Origin of the sequence: Kitasatospora sp. MY 5-36 (genome assembly GCF_001182915.1) — a bacterium.
Classification (GTDB): Bacteria; Actinomycetota; Actinomycetes; order Streptomycetales; family Streptomycetaceae; genus Kitasatospora.
In genome coordinates this window covers 1-1,043 of sequence record NZ_LFVW01001281.1, presented here as the reverse complement: position 1 = coordinate 1,043, position 1,043 = coordinate 1, and the positions used below count along the sequence as shown (strand labels likewise).

Annotated in this window: 1 protein-coding gene and 2 pseudogenes; 2 read left to right on the top strand and 1 reads right to left on the bottom strand. The window is 73.7% G+C overall.

The features are described 5' to 3' along the window. A pseudogene (locus tag AE652_RS41970) lies at positions 1-204 on the bottom strand (amidase); the annotation flags it as partial. A gap of 230 nt (positions 205-434) precedes the next feature. Between AE652_RS41970 and AE652_RS41965 the strand changes: the two are divergent. Together AE652_RS41965 and AE652_RS41960 are read left to right on the top strand one after the other, a co-directional pair. Further along, entirely contained in the window at positions 435-767 is a 333-nt protein-coding gene (locus AE652_RS41965) for a PadR family transcriptional regulator (protein ID WP_082346304.1), read from the top strand. After that, a pseudogene (locus AE652_RS41960) lies at positions 764-1,043 on the top strand (hypothetical protein); the annotation flags it as partial. The gene AE652_RS41965 and the pseudogene AE652_RS41960, both read left to right, overlap by 4 nt.

Here is a 1,043-nt window from a genome sequence, read left to right as displayed (position 1 = left end):
GTCCCCGGCGGCGGCCAGCCGGGCCTCGGCCGCACGGGCGGCCCGGCGGGCGCCGGGCGCGTCGACCGTGCGGTAGGCGCCGAGCACGCCGTCGAGTTCCTCGATCCGGCGCAGGTGGTGGTCGACCAGTTCGGTCGGCGAGACGGTGCGCCCGCGGATCGCCGCCGCCTGTTCGGCCAGCGTCAGGGCATGGAGGTCTGACATGATCACTCTCCCCAAGTAGTCCTCAGGTCCCCAGGTCTTCAGGTCCTCTGAGGACTTCACCATAGAGGCGGGGTCGACTCGATGGCAAGGCAAGCCTTACCGGCTGCCCGGGTGCGCGTTGGTCCTGGCGGATGAGCGGTGCGTGCCCCTCCCTCGCCTCCGATCGCACCCGCTCTTCCGGACACTACGGTGACCGTACTATGGTGATCGGCGTGACGAAGAAACGCTCCATGCAGGAGCCCACCTTCCTGCTGCTCACCGCCCTCGCCGACCAGCCCCGGCACGGCTACGCGCTCGGCGACGAGGTCGCCGCGATCTCCGACGGCCGGGTCCGGCTCGGCGCCGGAAGCCTGTACGGCACGCTTGATCGACTGCTCGCCGAAGGCCTCATCCGGGTCGAACGGGAGGAGACGGTCGACGGGCGACCCCGCCGCGTCTTCGCCCTCACCCCGAGCGGCACCCAGGCCCTCACCGACGAGAGCCGGCGGCTGCGGGCCGCCCTCCGCGAGGCCGACCGCCGCCTCGCCATCACCCGGAACAGGCTCGCGGGAGGCCCGGCATGACCGCGCACCAGGACCACCAGAATCACCAGGATCAGAGCAGGGAGGGTCGCCTGGCGACCCACCTGCTGCGCCGCGCCCTCGCCCTCTACCCGGCCTCCTACGGCACCCACGCGCTGGCGGAGGTCGCCGATCACGCCGAGCGCCGCGTCCGAACCGCGAGGCCGCTCGCCGCTCTGCGCGAGGTGGCCGATGTGGCGGGGCACGGCGTCCGGGTCCGGCTCGGCCTGGTCTCCCACCGGCCGGCGGGCCGGGCCCTGGCCACCGCGGCCCCGCTCG